Raw genomic sequence first — 15,665 nt, 5'->3', positions numbered from 1 at the left:
GCCCCGCCGTTCATCGGGATCCGGTTCAAGTGTTTTGAGAAGCCCACCCGTGCCCGCGGGCTGCGAACCCTGGACCTCTTTGTCTCCGGCCTGGCCGCGGCCGGGGAGCTCCCGGACGGGCTGGTCCTGACCCTGCCCAAGGTCACCACCGTGGCGCAGGTGCAGGCGATGGACTATGCCGTGTCCCGGCTGGAGGACATCCACTTCCTGCCCGCGGGCCGCCTGCGGTTCGAGGTCCAGGTGGAAACGCCGCGGCTGATCCTGGGCCCGGACGGCACCTCCCCGGTGGCGCAGCTGCCGCACGCCGTCCCGGGCCGGATCAGCGCCCTGCACTACGGCACCTACGACTACTCGGCATCCCTGCAGATCCCCGCCGAATACCAGTCGATGGAACACCCGGTGGCGGACTACGCCAAAGAGGTCATGCAGCTTGCCGTCGCCGGTACCGGCATCCGGCTCTCCGACGGCTCCACCAACGTCATCCCCGTCGGCGACGGCGTACCGGACGCCTGGCGGCTCCATGGCCGGCTGGTCCGCCGCTCGCTGGAACGCGGCTACTACCAGGGCTGGGACCTGCACCCGGCCCAGCTGCCGAGCCGCTTCGCCGCGACCTACGCGTTCTACCGGCAGGGACTTCCGGCCGCCGCCGCGCGGCTGCGCAACTATGTGGAGCGCACCGAGGGCGGCGTGATGGACGAACCCGCCACGGCCAGGGCACTGGCGGCCTTCGTGCTGCGCGGCATCCAGTGCGGTGCCGCCGGCGCGGAGGAAGTCCGCGGACTGACCGGCGTCGGGCTGCCGCAGCTGACGGTTCTGGCACACCCCCGGCGGGCACAGACTGATGCCTCCCGCAACCACTGACCTTTCACTGATCCCTTTCAAGACAGAAGAGCACCCGTGAGCAACTACTTTTCACCCGAAGGCGGCCTGCCGCCGCAGACCCAGCTCCTCACCGACCGCGCCGTGGTCAAGGAGGCCTACACGGTCATCCCCAAGGGGGTGCTGCGCGACATCGTCACGTCCAACCTGCCCGGCTGGACCAGGACCCGCGCCTGGATCATCGCCCGGCCCATCGCCGGCTTCGCCACGACCTTCTCGCAGCTGATCGTGGAAGTGGCACCGGGCGGCGGCAGCGACAAGCCCGAGGCGGAGGCCGGCGTCGAGGGTGTCATTTTCCTGACCAAGGGCGAGCTGACCCTGACGCTCGACGGCGGGATCCACCACCTCGAGGCCGGCGGCTACGCCTACCTCGCGGCCGGCTCGGACTGGAAAGTGTCCAACGACGGGACCGCGGAGGCTGCGAGTTTCCAGTGGATTCGCAAGGCCTATGAGCCGCTGGAGGGGTACACGGCGACGTCCTTCGTAACCCGGGACCAGGACGTCGAGCCGCGGCCCATGCCCGGCACCAACGGTGTCTGGGCGACCACACGTTTCGTGGACCCGGACGATCTGGCCCACGACATGCACGTCAACATCGTCACGTTCCAGCCCGGCGGGTCCATCCCCTTCGCCGAAACCCATGTGATGGAACACGGACTTTTCGTGCTCGAGGGCAAGGCCGTCTACCGGCTCAACGACGACTGGGTGGAAGTCGAGGCCGGCGACTTCATGTGGCTCCGCGCCTTCTGCCCGCAGGCCTGCTACGCCGGGGGCCCGGGCCCGTTCCGCTACCTGCTCTACAAGGACGTCAACCGGCAGATCCGGCTCACCTGAGCCCGAGCCCGCCCAACTCCCGCATCCCCGCTAGTTCCCCCATGATGGACCGCCCTGGCACTGGAGGCACGGATCCACTGACGCCCAAAAGAGCCGCGATTTCCAAGCCCAGCTCCGAGGTGGATCTCCCCATCCCAGCGCCCGACGGTGCGGGCAGCTGGGACAGAACGTGCACGGCCGCGGCCTCCACCGCAAGAGCGGCTTCCCCCTCACCCAGATGTGCCAACATCATGGCGGTGGAGAGGATAGAGCCGATCGGGTTGGCCCATCCCCTGCCCGCAATATCGGGGGCGGACCCGTGAATGGCCTCAAACATGCTGGGCGCGGATCCATCCAGATTCAGGTTGGCGCTCGAGGCAACGCCAAGGCCACCCTGGATGACGGCGCCAAGGTCCGTGATGATGTCGCCAAACAGATTATCGGTCACAACAACGTCGAAGCGTTCAGGTGAGAGCGGAAGGTGGAAGCACATGGCATCCACGTGCACGTAGTCCAGCTCGACGTCGGGGTACCGCGTGCTGAGGTCGTTGACCGTCTCCTGCCAGAGCCTTCCGGCTTCCACCAGGATGTTTGTCTTGTGGCAGAGAGTCAACTTGCGCCGTCGACTCTGGGCCAGCCGGAAGGAAAAGTCCACCACCCGCTCCACACCCACCCGCGTGTTGACTGATTCCTGCACGGCCACGGCGTAAGGCGTCCCGGCATGAACTGTGGAGCCCCGACCCACGTAGGCGCCTTCAGTATTTTCCCGCACAATTACCATGTCGCATCGCTCGGGTGTGAGCCCGGAGATGGGCGTCTTGACACCGGGGTAGAGCTTCACAGGTCTCAGATTCACCGCCTGCTGGAACGTCCGGCGCATCTCCAGGATGAAGCCACGTTCCAGAATTCCCGGCGGCACGGCAGGGTCTCCCATAGCGCCGAAGAGGATTGCGTCCTGACCGCGGAGCCGCAGCTCCAGCTCCGGGGTCCACAGCTCTGAGGTGCGCAGATAGTGCTTGGCCCCGGCCTCCACCTCCATCCGTTCGGTGCTGAAGCCGAAGGCGGATTCGGCGGCGTCGAGGACCGCCAGCGAGGCTTCGATGACTTCCGGTCCGATTCCGTCTCCGCGGATGATGGCTATCTTGTGGGTGCTCATGGGGCTCCTGGTTCTGATGGTTTGGATGAGGTCATGGCGCGGCGGATCAGGGATGCTGCGCCGCTCAGCCGAGCGCGGGCCAGCCGTTCGGCGTCGTCCGCGTTTCCACGTTCCAGCGCTACGACGAGGGCCGCATGTCCTGCTTGCGCGGCGGCCGCGGCCTCGGTCGTTGAAAGGACAGGCGGCCTGAAGAGCTGCTCGGTAAGGCGGATGAGACCGCTCTGCCGCTGCACGAAACTGTTGCCCGAGGCCCGCAGCAGTCCCTCATGGAATCTTCCACTGAGCTGGGCAAAGCGCTTCTCCCGGCCAGGCAGCAGTTCCCGGGTCTCCGCTTCGGCAAGCTCGCGCAACTCCACCAGGGCGATCGGCTCAGCCGACGAGCCCTGGCGGACAGCGGCAAAGCGGGCGCAGGCGAGCCGGGCGGCCAGTCCCTCCACGGCCTCGCGAAATTCCAGCGCGGCAAGCATCTCCTCTGCGCCCATCGTGGAAACGCGTGCACCGCCACGGTCGTCCGTGCTGACGAGGCCCTGTTCCTCCAGCAATCGCAGCGCTTCCCGCAGCGGTGTCCGGCTCAGGCTGAGCTCAGCCGAGAGCTCCGCCTGGGGTAGCCGCGCGCCCGGCGTATAGCGGCCTTCGAAGATGCGTTCCCGCAGCAAGGCGGCCGTCTCTTCGACAAGGGGCACCGCACTGCGCCAGGCCGCCGTCTGGACCATCTACATTGCCTCTTTCCATTCCTGCTCGCTGACTCCGCGACGGCCGGCCCCGGGGTTATCCGTTGATCGGGACAGTGACTGGCCACCACCACCGCGTTGAAGCTTAACGGGATCCCATCCCGGTTCGTCAGTGCGACTTTGCCGCCGAACGTCGCTCATTGTCAATAGAGGCCCAGAATTCAGGCTCTTCTTCCGAATGTCGTCCGGATCGTTGACCGCGAGCTCCACCCACGTCTAGTCTGAGATCGTTACTGGTCAGACCACTAGAAAGCCGCTCGCGGCAGGAAGCGGGCACCATGTCCACCTTCACGGCCCCATACCCGGATGGCCTCCCAATCGGCGATGGGTGGGCCGCCTGCACGGACCACCAGAAGATCGTCTTCCCCTATGACGGTTCGCTTGTGGCGGATTCCCCCGTGGGCAGCGTTGACCACGCCCGGCGTGCCATGGATGCAGCGGCCGCGGTGCGCGGCGAAATGGCTGCGCTGAGCACCGGGGCCAGGCGCGCCCTCCTGATGGCAATCCACGACGCCCTGGCCGCTCACGGCCCCGAGCTCATCGACTTGCTGATCCTGGAAACCGGCAAGCCGCGCGTCGACTGCAACACCGAGCTGGCCAGGTCGCTGACCACTTGGGCGGCCAGCGCCGAGGAGGTGGCCCACACACATGGAGAGACCGTCCCGCTGGATCTGCAGCCGCTTGGCGAGGGCATGTTCGGATTCTGGACCCGCCGGCCGGCCGGAGTCGTCGTCGGCATTACGGGTTTCAACTACCCGTTGCTGCTTGCGAGCCACAAACTGGCCCCCGCGCTCGCCGCTGGCTGCCCTATCATCGTCAAGCCTGCACCGAACACGCCGCTGGCCTCGCTCTGGGCCGTGCACCTGATCCGCCGGGTCCTGATATCACACGGAGTTTCTGCCGCCGCCGTGCAGCTTGTCACGGGCGGCGTCGAGGTAGGTGCCAGCCTGGTTGCCGATCCACGTACGGCGGTCGTCTCCTTTACCGGGTCCGCCGCTGTGGGCCACCAGATAGCCCGGGATGCTGCGCCGCGCAAGACAGTTCTGGAACTCGGATCCAATGCCGCTCTCATCGTCGCCGATGACGCCGTAATTGCGGACGCCGTCGACGCTGTGATCCGCGGCGGTTTCTACGCCAACGGCCAGGCGTGCATCTCGGTGCAGCGCGTGGTCCTGGTTGAGACCATCGCTGAGGAGTTCGAGCAGGCGCTGATGGCCCGTCTGGGCGAGGTGCGCGTGGGAGACCCTCGGGAGGAAGGAACCCGTGTCGCCCCGGTAATAAACGAAACGTCCTCGCGCCGGATCACCGGCTGGATCGCCGCCGCCATAGCGGACGGGGCACGCCTGCTGAGTGGCGGGACCCTTATTGGTCGCAGCATCGCACCCACCGTGATCGCGGAGATTCCCGACGACGCAGAGCTTTGGTGCGAGGAAATTTTCGGCCCAGTGGTCTGCCTCCGGCGCGCGCCGGACGTGGCGTCCGCGATCGAGCTGGTCAACAGATCGCGTTATGGGCTGCAAGCCTCGATCTACACCAAGTCGCTTGAGTCGGCGTTCGACGCCATCAACCAGCTGGACGTAGGCGGCGTCGTGGTTAACGAAATCCCCGGCTTCCGCTCCGACATCATGCCCTACGGCGGCGTCAAAGACTCCGGGATTGGCCGCGAGGGTCCGCGCTTCGCCATCGAGGAATTCACCGTGACCCGAATGGCTATGATCCGCCCCTAGCCAATACTTTTGGCAACCGCCACGCGCCCTGCCTCAAGTCGAATTCCAACCCAACGAAGAGAGTCGTGCTTTGGACTACAGTCAGCTTTTCCACCTTTCTGGCCGCCGCATTATGGTGATCGGCAGCGGCAGCGGCATCGGCCGCGAGTCCGCACTGGCCCTCGGCGCGCACGGCGCGGCCGTCATCTGCGCGGACCGCGACGGCGCGACGGCCGCCGAGACCGCGGCAATGATCGGGAACAACGCCACTGCCATCACCTTGGACGTGCTGGACCATAAGGCCGTGGGCGCCGCCGCCCTGGAGTTCCGTGATATCGCGGCGCTCGTTTTCACCGCGGCGACCAATGTGCGCAAGCGCATCGCAGACTACACAATGGATGAGTTTGACCGTGTGGTGAACCTGAACCTGCGCGCCTCGTTCAGCGTTATCCAGTCATTTGCGCCCGCAATGGCCGCGAACGGCGGCGGCAGCATCATCGGATTTGCCTCCATCCGTGCGGTCACTGTGGAACCGGGACAGGGCGCCTACGCGGCTACCAAGGCCGGCCTCGTGCAGCTGTTGCGCACCGCAGCAGCCGAATATGGTCAGTCCGGTGTGCGTGTGAACGCCATCTCCCCGGGGGTGGTGGAGACTCCGCTGACCGCGCAGATCAAGGACAACGCCGAATGGTACGACGCGTACGCGAGCAAGAGCGCGTTGGGCCGCTGGTCCCGGCCGGAAGAGCTGGCCGGCGCCGTCGTCTACCTCGCCTCCGACGCCTCCAGCTTTGTCACCGGTTCTGTGCTCACGGTCGACGGCGGCTGGACTGCCGTCGATGGCCGCTTCGATCCGCCCGACGCCTAGGCGGACGCGACAGGCCGCCCCGCGGCCGGCAGGGATCGCCACGGCCGGTGCAACGTCTTCTAGAATGACACCAGTAGATCATGTGCACCAGCTAAGGGAGATGGACAGTGGCCGATGCTGTACCCGCTGTGCCGCGCCCTAAACGCGCCTTCGAGGCGGTCGTCGATCACATTGAACAGGCCGTACTCCGCGGCGAGCTGAAGGCCGGAGACCGGCTCCCCAGCGAACGGGAATTGGTTACCCGTTTCGAGGTGGGACGCTCGTCGGTGCGGGAGGCCATGCGCGTGTTGGAAAGCGGCGGGATCGTCGCTTCCCGGCCAGGCGACCCGCGTGGGGCCGTGATCTTGGCTCCCACCGCAGCGCCACTCAGCAAACTCATGACCCGGCTGACGGTCTCAAGCAGCAGCAGCCTGGCCGACCTGCTCATCTATCGCATGACGCTTGAGTCGGCCGCAAATTCACTGGCTGCCTCCCGTCGCAGCGACGCCGATCTGCTCAGGCTGGAAAAGGCCATGGCACGGATGCGCCATTGTGTGGCCCTGGGACGACGCGAGTTCAGCCGGGCCGACCTCGACTTCCATGACGTGGTCGCCTGGGCCAGCGGGAATGCCATGATCAAGGTTTCCGCCGAAGCGGTCCGGGACTCCATCGAAACTCTCATCGAAAGTTCCATCCGCGGCAGCGGTGACGACGACGAACTTATGCTGCGCACACTCTCCCACCACGCGGAAGTCTTCGCCGCGATCCGCGATCGGGACGCGCACCGCGCGGAATATCTCGCACGCAGCAGCCTTTTCGAGTACTACGGCCAGCTGCTCGCGGAAGACGACCGTGCGGCCCTGGCCGCGCTGGCATCCTTCGGGGCGCCGGTTCCCCACACCGCAGGCACCGACTAAGGCCGCCCGGCGGGGCCCTGACTGCGTTTGATGGCCGCAGGAGCCCCCCGCCGCGGAGGCCCTGTGAGAGTCGCAGCCTAGTCCAGCCCCGCCCAGTTCGGCACCGCTGAAGCCGGGCGCACTGATTCGTACCAGGCTGCAGCGCGCAGGACCTTGGCGTCTGCGCCCACCGGGCCCGCCAGCTGCACCCCGATGGGGCGGCCGTCGGGGGTGAAGCCGCAGTTGACCGTGGCGGCGGGTTGTCCCGACATATTGAACGGCACAGTGAAGGCGATATGCGCCATGGTGCTATCTGGATCGTCAATCGGCATAGGCTGCTCGGCGGCAAAGGCTGCCATGGGCGCTACGGGCGAGAGAACGACGTCGAAGCCTGCCGTCGCGGTGATGGTCGCCTTCTGCATCCGGTCGATGCAGTTGAAGTGGCTTATGGCCGCGGCCCCATCGAAGCTGGCTCCACGGGAGCACCATCGGACAATGTAGGGCAGCACCAACGCCTGATGATCTCGCGGCAGGGCGCTGTAGTCCGCCCAGGATCGGGTTCGCCAGAAGTTGTCGAGGCCATCGAGCATGTCCTGGTTGATGAAGGCGTCCAGGTGGGTAACCTCAGCGCCGTGCCGGGCGAAGACCTCCGCAACGGCTTCCACGGCCGCCAGAACTTCCGGGTCTGCGTCGGCGCCCGCCCCGGCATTGGTCTGGAGCGCCACCTTCATGCCTCTGATATCGGCTCCGGCAATCCCGCCGTCAGGGTCCAGCCAGTTCATCGGAGGGTATGGGCGAGCCGTGTAATCGCGAATGTCGGGCCGGGCCAGCACGCTCATGAAGAGCGCCACGTCTGCTGCGGTGCGGGCCATCGGGCCTGCGGCCCGGCCAATATACGGGACGTCCAGCGGTATTAGGCCGGCGCTGGGCTTGATCGTGGCCAGACCCTGCCAGGTTCCGGGCAGCCGAATAGACCCTCCGATATCCGTTCCGACGTGCAGTGGGCCGTATCCCGCCGCAGCGGCCGCGCCGGCGCCGGCGCTCGAGCCGCCCGTCGTCCAGGCAGGGTTCCAGGCGCTGCGTGTCACCCCATGCAGGCTTGAGACGCCAGAGGAAAGCATGCCCCAGTCCGGCATCGTGGTGGAACCCATGATGACGCCGCCACTCTCCAGGATGCGGTCCGTGATCGGCGCATTGGCGGTCGGGACCCGCGGACTGGGAAGGGCAGTGCCGCTGGGCATGGGCACGCCCGCGCGGGCAACATTCTCTTTGACTGTGGTGGGAACGCCGTCAATCGCGCTCAGGGGGCTGCCCGTGCTCCAGCGATGCTCGCTTGCCCGCGCATCCCGGAGCGCTTCCTCGGGGTTGAACACGAAGAGCGCATTGAGCACCGGCTCACGCTCCTCGATCCGGCTGACCACGGCGGCGCAGACTTCCACGGGAGAGAGCTCCTTTGCCGCGTAGGCCGCGCCGAGATCCCGGGCGCTGAGAAGGTGGATTTCGGTGGAAAGGGTGGCGGCCATGGGTGGTTCCTCACGTCGTTTGCGGCGGGGGGGTCCCTTCGGAAAAGCCCCGGCCTTGGGTGCTGGATTATCTAGTGCTGCAGGGCAGCCTCACGGGCCGCCATTTCAGCTCGCAGGGACATGGTGGCACCAACCAGTGTGCGGGTGTACTCATGCTGCGGCCGCTCGTAGATCTGCTCCGTGCTCCCGCTTTCCACAATCTCCCCCGACCGCATGACCACCACGTTGTCGCAGATGTGCCGGACCACGCCCAGATCGTGGGAGACGAAGACCAGAGTCAGTTGGTACTGATCCACCAGATCGGAGAGCAGGTTCAGCACTTGGGCGCGGACGGAGACGTCCAGGGCGCTGACCGGTTCGTCCGCGACAAGGACCCGTGGTCTGCAGATCAGCGCGCGGGCGATTGAGATGCGCTGGCGCTGACCGCCGGAAAACTGATGCGGGAACCGCTCAGCAGAATCGGCTGGCAAATCCACTGCGGCGAGCATTTCCCGGACTTGCCGGCGCTGGAGTGCGTTGTTTACCCGTTTGCCCGGGGCCAGCAGCGGCTCGGCGATGATGTCTTCGACCCGCATCCGGGGGTTGAGCGAACCCATGGGATCCTGGAAAACGATCTGGAGTTCGCGGCGCAGCTCGATGAGTTGGCTCTCGCGCGCCCCTGCCACCTCGTTCCCGGCCACGCGCACGCTGCCGGCGCTGGGCTGGTCCAGCCCAGCCAGGATTCGCAGCAGTGTGGATTTGCCGGAACCGGATTCCCCCACTACCCCGAAACGCTGCCCGGCATGAACGTCAAACGAGATGCCACGCAGCGCATTCACCTCGCCGGGCTTCTTGAACAGCGACGTCCGGCCGCGCTCGTAAGTGCGCACCAGATTGTTGACGCTGATGATGGGTTCCGTGGCTGCCTCCTGGCCCGTCGACACCGCGGGTCCGCCGTCGTTCGGCTGCACGTCCAACTCGGAGCCGTGCCGCCGGCCCGAGGAAGGCGGGCGCTCGTCGACTCCGGCCCCGCCGGTCCGGGACTCCTCGGCCGCACTGGCAGAGGTCTTGAGCCGCAATACGCTCGGCGGAACCGTGGACAGGACATCCTGGATGCTTGGCGGAACATAGGCCGCGGCCGAGGCCACCGTGAACAGCCGTCCATTCTCATCTGAGGCGTCCAAGTCGGACGCCGCGAGCAATCCGCGCGTGTAGGGGTGCTGGGGGCGTGTAAAGACCTCCTCCGTGGAGCCTTCCTCCACCACGATGCCGCGGTTCATGACCAGGACACGGTCGCAGACGTTGGCCACAACGGACAGGTCGTGTGTGATGAACAACAACCCCGTGCCGCGCAGCTGCACAGATTCAAGAATCAGGTCCAGCACCTGCCGTTGGACCGTGACATCCAGTGCCGTCGTCGGCTCATCGCAGAGCAGCAGCTCGGGGTCGTTGGCCAATGCCATTGCCAGCATGACGCGCTGGCGCTGACCGCCGGAGAGCTGATGCGGGTAGGCCTTGGCTGCCTCGGCGGGGTCCGGCAGCTTGACGCTGGCCAGCAGCTGAACTGCCTTGTCCCGGGCCTCGCGGCGTCCGGACACTGTCTTGTGCTTAAGCATGACCTCGGCGACTTGAGGGCCAACCTTCATCAGCGGATTCAGGGCCGTGAGCGGCTCTTGGAATACCATCGTCATGTCGTTGCCGCGGATCCGGCACATCTGCCGGTCCGAGGCCGTGACCAGGTCCTCATCACGCCCGGCGAGCCGGACAGAGCCCGTGGCGTTGACGCCCGGTGGCAGCAAGCCCATCAGGGCCGTGGTGGTCATGGACTTGCCGGAGCCGGATTCTCCGATAAGCCCTACCCGCTCGCCGCGGTCCATCGTTAAGTTGAAGTCCCTCACCAGGGAACGGTCCTTCGTGGCGATATTGAGTCCGGTCACCTGCAACAGCGGTCCGGTAGTTGGTTTCTTCGAGATGGGCACGCTTACCGTTCTCCATTCAGCTTCGGGTCAAAGCGGTCCCGCAGGCCGTCGCCCAGCAGGTTGAAGCCCAGTACCGCGACCGCAATCGCGGCACCCGGCCAGACGACAAGCATCGGGAAAGTGCCCAGGAACTGCTGCGATTCCTGCAGCATGCGCCCCCAGGATGGCACCGGCGGCGGCGTGCCGAGACCCAGGAAGGACAGCGCGGCCTCGGCCAGCACGGCGAGCGCGAAGGTAACAGAGCATTGCACCACCACCATGCCCGCGATGTTGGGCAGCACATGGCGGCGTGCGATGCGGAAGGCGCTTTGGCTTGAGGCCCTCGCAGCGAGGACATACTCGGTGCTCATCACCTGGAGGGTGCCGCTGCGGGCCACCCGGGCGAAGCCAGGGATTGAGCCGATGCCAATCGCGACCATCGCCGTCGTCGTGCTCGCGCCGAAGACGGCACCAAACATGATTGCAAGCAACAGCGCGGGGAAAGCCAGCAGAATGTCGGCCCCTCGCATCGTGATCTCTTCAGTGGCGCCGCCGCGCATTCCGGCGAGGATACCCAGCGGCGTGCCGACCACCACGGCGATTCCCACCGAGATGAGTCCGACCATTAGTGTGATTCGCGCGCCATAGAGAATGCCCGAGAAGACGTCGCGACCGAACTTGTCGGTGCCCATGAGGTGTAAGGCGCTGGAGCCTTGGAGCCGTTCTGCGGGGAAGGCCTTGACCGGGTCGTACGGGGTCCAGAACAGGGAAATCAATGCGGCAAGGACGACGATGACCACGATTGTGGTTCCTACCGCCAAAGTCGCCGAGAGCCTCCGGAGGGGACGCCTGACGACGGCATCCGGCTCCCCGGGAGGCGATGCAATGTCGGTGGACTGGGACATTAGGCCTTCTTCCGAATTCGCGGGTCCAGGACTGTGTAGAGCAGGTCGACCACCAGGTTGATGATGAGCGTGATAGCCACCAGCACCATGACGACCGATTGAACGGTGAGCATGTCGCGGTTGCCTACGGCGTCCAGCAGCATGGAACCTAGGCCGGGGATGACGAAGACGCGCTCCACGACGACGGCCCCGACGATCAGCGCGGCCAATTGCACGCTCGTCACGGTCAAGACCGGGATCGAGGCGTTGCGCAGGCCGTGGCGCACCAGGGCCTCCAACGGTCCCAGGCCTTTGGCCCGCGCCGTGCGCAGATAGTCTTCGCTCATGACCTCCAGGACCGCGGAGCGTACATACCGGGTCAGGATCGCTCCCTGCACGGATGCCAGGGCCGCAACGGGGAGGACGAGGCGACGCAGGAAGTCCCCGAAGTCCTCGCCAGGCGGGGTCCAGCCGTTAGAAGGGAGCCACCCCAGCCCCACGGCGAATACTACGACGAGCAGGATGCCGGCCAGGAAGCCGGGAATGGCAACACCCAGCTGGCTCATTGCGCTGATCAGGACACCGCTGGGCTGGCGGTGCCGCACAGCGGCCAAGGTGCCGAAAGGAATCGCGATGAGCAGGGCCACGACCATGGACAGCATCACCAGGATCAGGCTCACCTGCACGCGGTCCGCGATCATCGGGCTGATATCCTGCCGCGTGACGAAGGAGACGCCGAAGTTGCCCTGCGGCAGGCCCGTGACCCAGTCGACGTACTGGACCGGCAAGGGCCGGTCCGTGCCGAGCTGCCTTCGGGTCTCCTCGAGAAGCTCTGGTGAGGCATTGACGCCGAGGGCGATCTGCGCTGGGTCACCCGGGATGGCGCGCATGAGCAGGAACACCGCCACCGTGGCCGCAAAAAAGGTCACGATAAACCTGCTCAGGTTGACTAATAGCCGTACAACCATCCCGGCCCCCTTTCTAGAGCTCTACCGCTTGGTTGCGGACGTTCGGGCGTGTTACTTCCAGCCGGTTGCGGTGAGATCAAGAGCCTCGGTGACTGAATTGGCGGGTAGGCCGGTCACGTCGGCCTTGGCTACTACCAGGTTCGGAAAAAGGAAGAGGACATTGGCGGGGGCATCCTCGGTAATCGTGCGGACCACCTGTTTCATGCCGGCCACATATCCGGCCTGATCCGCCGCGTCAGCCGCTGCGGCGATGTCCTTGATCTTGGAATTGTCGTAACCGATGTAGTAGTCCGGGTTATTAAAGACCGTCAGCAGATCCCGGCTCTCAACGGCCAGCACCACCGACATTTGGTAGTCGTGCTTAGTGAAGACCTTGTCGAGCCACACGGCGGGGAATTCCGCCGTCTCAATCTTGGCGTTGATGCCGACCTCTGCGAGCTGGGATACAACAATTTGGGATACGGCGTTTGCGTAGGGCCGGGTGGGGACAGTGAAGGTGATCTGCAGGTTTTCCGCGCCCGCATCTTTGAGCAACTGCTTAGCCTTCGCTGGATCGTAGGGGTATGCGTCGTTGTGATCCTCGTAGTACGGGTCGGTTGGCGGAACCGGGGCACCCAGCAGGGTGCCGTACCCGCTCCAGGCGGTATCTAGAACGGCTTTTCGGTCGAGCGCGTACATGACGGCCTTGCGGACCCGCACGTCGTTGAACGGCGCCGCCTTGTTGTTCATGGTTAGCTCCACCTTGCCATTGGACGTGCCTTCCAGAATCTGGAAGGCCTTGTCCTGCTCAAAGGTGGGCAGCAGTTCCGGTGCCTGCATGTTATATACGACGTCCACGTCGCCCGAGCGCAGGGCATTGGTGGTGGCCGTTGCATCGGCGAAGTAGCGCAGGGTAACTGTCTTAACCTTTGGTGCGGTCCCCCAGTAACTGTCCCGGGCGGCCATCTTGATCGCCTCTCCCCGCTTCCATGACTCAATGGTGAACGGGCCGGTCCCGATGGCAGTGTTGGCTAGATCCGCCACACCCGAGGGGTCAAACATGGCACCCACCGGGGTGCCGAGATCGAAAAGCCAAGCGTTGCTGGGTCTGCTCAGAACAACTGCCACCTCCGTGTCGCTCACGACATTGACGGCGTCCACGACGTCCATCTTCTTCTTGAGGCTGGAGACCCACGAAGATTTGACGCGTTCCAAGCTGAACTTGACGTCCTCAGCAGTGAACGCCTCGCCGTTCGAGAACTTGACATCCTTGCGCAGCTTGAAGGTGTAGCTCTTGCGGTCATCGCTCAAGGTCCAGGACTCGGCCAGCGACGGTTGGATCTTGCCCTGCTGATCGATCTTCACGAGGCCCTCGTAGACGTTCGCCATCAGAGCCTGCGGGATTGCGGCGCCCGCCGTCTTGGTGAAATCCAAGTTGCTCGGCTCGCCCGTCAACGCAACCGTCAGCGAGGTCTTGGCGTCAGCCTTGTTAGTGGATCCTGCGCTTGAGCCGGCCGAACAGGCCGTCAGGGACATGGAGGCTGCTGCAAGGACGGCGGCGGCCGTTTTGAAACGCTTCGAGCTGCGCATATGGGCTCTCCTTCGGCGATGGGGGTATCTGCGGTGGAAGAAACGGTGTGACCTGCATAACATGAAACTAGATCGACCTTACTACCAGTTCACTGGTCTGACCAGTGACCTGGGTAAACGAGTTAATCACGTCAATTTGGGTCCGGGCGAGCCGTATGCTTTCCTCAAGCCAGCACCCGAGGTGGCCCTGCCGAAGGATTTCAAATGAACAACGTGACATTCACACCTGCCGTTGCGGTCCTGACATACGAACGCGTCGTGGAACAGATCGAGCACGCCATCGTCGCCGGGGATATACAGCCGGGCCAGCGACTGGCCAGTGAACGAGAGCTCATGGTGCAGTTCTCCGTCAGCCGCCCGACAATCCGGGAGGCCCTGCGTGTCCTTCAGGCCCAGGGACTGATCGCCTCCAAGCATGGCGGGCGAGGCGGACCCGAGGTTCTGGCTCCCTCCCCCGAAACCCTGGCTCGGTCTTTCACCACGATGGCGCGCGTCGCGTCGCATTCACTCTCGGAGCTGGTCCAGTTCCGCATCGTGCTGGAAAGCTCGGCCTGCCAGCTCGCCGCCGCCCTGCACACACCCGAGCAGCTCAGCGCGATGCGCGAGGCGATCGGGCGGATGGAAGCGGAGGTCACCAACGGCTCGGACAGCTTCAACCGCGCCGATCTGGACTTCCACGCGAGCATCTGGGCGGCAAGCCACAACGACCTTCTGCAGATCTGCGGCCAAGCCGTTTCCGGCTCCATCCTTAACCTCATGGACGACCGGATGGGCCGCGCCTCGAACAAGAGCCGGGCCATGCAAGAATCCCTGGAGCGAGACCGTGCCATCTTTGCCGCCATCGCGGCGGGCAATAGCGCCGCCGCCGGCGACTCCGCGCGCAATGCAATCGCCTCTTATTTCGAGCAGTACCTGAACGACGAAGGCACAAGGGGCCTACAGGCTCTCGGCGCCGTGATCGACCCCCAATAGGACGTTTGGTGGCTGTCTGGACTTTCAATGGTCACGCCCAAGACGTCTCCGGATTTAGTCTGCATGGCATAGAGGGCGTCCATGAGATTCAGATCATGACTCGTGACTCACCCAGCCCAAGGAGGCTGGGGCGGCGGGCCGCCCATGGCCGTAGTTCCTCGACGGCAGCACCCACCGCGAAGACCGTCGCGTCATCGAACGGATGGCCCACAATCTGGACCCCCGTGGGGATGCCGCAGTCGGCCATGCCGCTTGGCACCGCGAGTACCGGGCAGCGGTTGGTGATGTTGAACGGTGCCGTCATATGGCCCTGCCAGTAGTGGTCAAGCCGCACACCGTCCGCGGCCTTGATCCCGTCGAGGTACATACCGTCGGCGTCCAGGGCAGCGACGGCGGATGCCGGGCAGATCAGGGCGTCGAAGCCGTCCATCGCTGCAGCAAGCTCGGCCTGGATGCGGGTTTCCGCCCGGATCCCGTCGATGAAACGGTTCTCCCCAGCCGCTTTGCGCGCGTCGGCCATGAATCGCCGGGTGTAGTCGGCAAGAAGTTCGGGTGCTTCTGCGGTTTCGTCTTCCATGGCCGGGCCCAGAAGGTAGCCGAAATGCGTAAACATCGTCCGGCTGATCTCCTCCGTGGTCCAGGGCAGGCCGATCTCCTCCACCACGGCACCCGCGGAGCGCAGGGCAGAGGCCACGGCGCGCGTGTTGGCCTCCACGTCCGCGGCCACCGGGTAGTTCCCCAGCCGGAGGCACAACGCGATCCGCAGGCCGGCCACCGCGGCGGCTCC

The 15,665-nt window shown here is 65.3% G+C and carries 14 protein-coding genes; 6 read left to right on the top strand and 8 right to left on the bottom strand.

What is annotated here, in order from left to right:
* Both K789_RS0117965 and K789_RS0117960 read left to right on the top strand, forming a co-directional pair.
* Positions 1-861: DUF6986 family protein (locus K789_RS0117965; protein WP_024367980.1), on the top strand; the 861-nt coding region annotated here is incomplete at its 5' end.
* Positions 862-897: 36 nt separating this feature from the next.
* Entirely contained in the window at positions 898-1,713 is an 816-nt protein-coding gene (locus tag K789_RS0117960; protein WP_024367979.1) for a bifunctional allantoicase/(S)-ureidoglycine aminohydrolase, read from the top strand.
* Here K789_RS0117960 and K789_RS0117955 read toward each other — a convergent pair.
* Complete coding sequence (locus K789_RS0117955; RefSeq protein WP_024367978.1) at positions 1,706-2,848, bottom strand: 3-isopropylmalate dehydrogenase; 1,143 nt, start codon at positions 2,846-2,848, stop codon at positions 1,706-1,708. The genes K789_RS0117960 and K789_RS0117955 overlap by 8 nt on opposite strands.
* A complete protein-coding gene (locus K789_RS0117950; protein WP_024367977.1) occupies positions 2,845-3,561 on the bottom strand; it encodes a GntR family transcriptional regulator in 717 nt (238 codons plus the stop codon). Before K789_RS0117950 ends, K789_RS0117955 begins: the two co-directional genes overlap by 4 nt.
* Before the next feature lie 296 nt (positions 3,562-3,857).
* On the opposite strand from K789_RS0117950, the gene K789_RS0117945 reads away from it, so the two are divergent.
* The 3 genes from K789_RS0117945 (at position 3,858) to K789_RS0117935 (ending at position 7,046) form a co-directional block, all read left to right on the top strand.
* Complete coding sequence (locus K789_RS0117945) at positions 3,858-5,306, top strand: aldehyde dehydrogenase family protein (protein WP_024367976.1); 1,449 nt, start codon at positions 3,858-3,860, stop codon at positions 5,304-5,306.
* Between the two features lie 70 nt (positions 5,307-5,376).
* Positions 5,377-6,150 (top strand): SDR family NAD(P)-dependent oxidoreductase, encoded by a 774-nt coding sequence (locus tag K789_RS0117940; RefSeq protein WP_024367975.1) that lies wholly within the window; start codon positions 5,377-5,379, stop codon positions 6,148-6,150.
* Positions 6,151-6,257: 107 nt separating this feature from the next.
* Positions 6,258-7,046, top strand: a complete 789-nt coding sequence (locus K789_RS0117935; protein ID WP_084507675.1) for a FadR/GntR family transcriptional regulator — start codon at positions 6,258-6,260, stop codon at positions 7,044-7,046.
* A gap of 77 nt (positions 7,047-7,123) precedes the next feature.
* Here the strand turns inward: K789_RS0117935 and K789_RS0117930 are convergent, their stop codons facing one another.
* The 5 genes from K789_RS0117930 to K789_RS0117910 all read right to left on the bottom strand — a co-directional run bounded on the left by K789_RS0117930 (position 7,124) and on the right by K789_RS0117910 (position 13,906).
* The gene (locus tag K789_RS0117930) at positions 7,124-8,548 is read right to left on the bottom strand and encodes an amidase (protein WP_024367973.1); all 1,425 of its coding nucleotides are present in this window, start codon (positions 8,546-8,548) and stop codon (positions 7,124-7,126) included.
* Between the two features lie 71 nt (positions 8,549-8,619).
* Complete coding sequence (locus tag K789_RS0117925; RefSeq protein ID WP_024367972.1) at positions 8,620-10,506, bottom strand: dipeptide ABC transporter ATP-binding protein; 1,887 nt, start codon at positions 10,504-10,506, stop codon at positions 8,620-8,622.
* A 2-nt stretch (positions 10,507-10,508) separates the two neighbouring features.
* Positions 10,509-11,390 carry an ABC transporter permease gene (locus K789_RS23450; RefSeq protein WP_024367971.1) on the bottom strand — a complete coding sequence of 294 codons (882 nt, stop codon included), beginning with the start codon at positions 11,388-11,390 and terminating at the stop codon, positions 10,509-10,511.
* Positions 11,390-12,337 carry an ABC transporter permease gene (locus K789_RS0117915; RefSeq protein WP_024367970.1) on the bottom strand — a complete coding sequence of 316 codons (948 nt, stop codon included), beginning with the start codon at positions 12,335-12,337 and terminating at the stop codon, positions 11,390-11,392. The genes K789_RS23450 and K789_RS0117915 overlap by 1 nt, the downstream gene beginning before the upstream one ends.
* A gap of 51 nt (positions 12,338-12,388) precedes the next feature.
* Positions 12,389-13,906 carry an ABC transporter substrate-binding protein gene (locus K789_RS0117910; protein ID WP_024367969.1) on the bottom strand — a complete coding sequence of 506 codons (1,518 nt, stop codon included), beginning with the start codon at positions 13,904-13,906 and terminating at the stop codon, positions 12,389-12,391.
* Between the two features lie 204 nt (positions 13,907-14,110).
* Here K789_RS0117910 and K789_RS0117905 point away from each other — a divergent pair, with 204 nt between their 5' ends.
* Positions 14,111-14,878: a FadR/GntR family transcriptional regulator gene (locus K789_RS0117905; RefSeq protein WP_024367968.1), complete on the top strand. Its 768-nt coding sequence runs from the start codon at positions 14,111-14,113 to the stop codon at positions 14,876-14,878.
* A gap of 88 nt (positions 14,879-14,966) precedes the next feature.
* Here the strand turns inward: K789_RS0117905 and K789_RS0117900 are convergent.
* A partial coding sequence (locus tag K789_RS0117900) for an amidase family protein (RefSeq protein WP_024367967.1) occupies positions 14,967-15,665 on the bottom strand: 699 nt, incomplete at its 5' end.

This window comes from Arthrobacter sp. TB 26 (assembly GCF_000427315.1).
GTDB lineage: Bacteria > Actinomycetota > Actinomycetes > Actinomycetales > Micrococcaceae > Arthrobacter.
This window is presented reverse-complemented; position numbering and strand designations above follow the sequence as displayed.

Coding starts and splice junctions, on each gene's coding strand:
- K789_RS0117955 (WP_024367978.1), bottom strand. CDS start 2,848: ATGAGCACCCACAAGATAGCCATCATCCGCGGAGACGGAATCGGACCG.
- K789_RS0117950 (WP_024367977.1), bottom strand. CDS start 3,561: ATGGTCCAGACGGCGGCCTGGCGCAGTGCGGTGCCCCTTGTCGAAGAG.
- K789_RS0117945 (WP_024367976.1), top strand. CDS start 3,858: ATGTCCACCTTCACGGCCCCATACCCGGATGGCCTCCCAATCGGCGAT.
- K789_RS0117930 (WP_024367973.1), bottom strand. CDS start 8,548: ATGGCCGCCACCCTTTCCACCGAAATCCACCTTCTCAGCGCCCGGGAT.
- K789_RS23450 (WP_024367971.1), bottom strand. CDS start 11,390: ATGTCCCAGTCCACCGACATTGCATCGCCTCCCGGGGAGCCGGATGCC.
- K789_RS0117915 (WP_024367970.1), bottom strand. CDS start 12,337: ATGGTTGTACGGCTATTAGTCAACCTGAGCAGGTTTATCGTGACCTTT.
- K789_RS0117910 (WP_024367969.1), bottom strand. CDS start 13,906: ATGCGCAGCTCGAAGCGTTTCAAAACGGCCGCCGCCGTCCTTGCAGCA.
- K789_RS0117905 (WP_024367968.1), top strand. CDS start 14,111: ATGAACAACGTGACATTCACACCTGCCGTTGCGGTCCTGACATACGAA.